This window comes from Sphingobium sp. AP50 (assembly GCF_900109095.1).
GTDB lineage: Bacteria > Pseudomonadota > Alphaproteobacteria > Sphingomonadales > Sphingomonadaceae > Sphingobium.
In genome coordinates, this window is the sequence record NZ_FNYZ01000072.1 from 1 (window position 1) to 1,083 (window position 1,083).

Here is a 1,083-nt window from a genome sequence, read left to right on the forward strand (position 1 = left end):
CCATGGGTGCAGCGATTGGATTGCGGGACGACTTTGATGCGGCAGGCTTGAGACGGCTGGCGCGCGCGACCAGAAGCGCGAACCAGGGTCGTCGGCTACTGGCCTTGGCGGAAATTTATGACGGCGGGAGCCGCAGCGATGCGGCGCGTATCGGCGGAGTAACGTTACAGATCGTGCGCGACTGGGTCGTGCGGTTCAATGATCAAGGTCCTGATGGGCTCCTCGACGGCAAGGCACCGGGCAAGCCCCCCTTGTTGAATGATATCCAGCGCATGGCCCTTGCCGAGATCGTTGAAAGCGGCCCGATACCGGCGATCCATGGAGTTGTCCGCTGGCGACTGATCGATCTGGCGCGGTGGCTCCATGATGAGTTCGGCGTGTCCTTGACGGAAACGACCGTGGGGCGGGAGTTGAAGAAGCTGGGCTATGTCAAACTGACGGCGCGCCCACGCCACCATAGCCAGAACGAATATGCGATGGAGGACTTCAAAAAGGGGGCTTTGCAGCAGAGCTGGCAAAGATCAAAGCAGCCCTTCCGCGCGGCACGCCGATAGAGGTCTGGTTCCAGGACGAAGCCCGCATCGGCCAGAAAAACAAGATCACCCGCCGCTGGGCCAAGCGCGGCACTCGGCCGTCGGCACCGAAGGATCAGAGGACGAAATCAGCCTATATCTTTGGTGCCATCTGCCCCGAACTCGGCAAAGGGGCTGGCCTGATCCTTCCGTTCTGCAATACCCAGACCATGTCGCTGCACCTGGCGGAAATATCGCTCGCTATCGAGCCAGGTGCCCACGGCGTGCTGCTGATGGATCAGGCCGGATGGCACATGACCGGGAAGCTGGAAGTGCCCGAGAATATCAGCATCGTTCCGCTGCCGCCGAAATGTCCTGAGCTCAACCCAGTAGAAAATATCTGGCAGTTCATGCGCGATAACTGGCTATCAAACCGCATCTTCACATCCCACGACAACATCATCGACCTCTGCTGCGAAGCTTGGAACAGGCTCGTCGATCAGCCGTGGCGCATCATGACAATCGGACGCCGCAAATGGGCATGTGGGTCGTGATCAATGCAGGTTGGTAT

The 1,083-nt window shown here is 59.6% G+C and carries 1 protein-coding gene; it reads left to right on the forward strand.

Going from position 1 to position 1,083, the window contains the following annotated elements:
• The first annotated feature begins 2 nt into the window (after positions 1-2).
• Positions 3-1,066, forward strand: a protein-coding gene (locus BMY84_RS28930; RefSeq protein WP_218147078.1) for an IS630 family transposase whose coding sequence is annotated in 2 segments (ribosomal slippage) — positions 3-494 and positions 497-1,066 — 1,062 coding nt in all. Because the reading frame shifts where the segments join, the coding sequence is not laid out codon by codon here.
• Positions 1,067-1,083 lie beyond the last annotated feature (17 nt).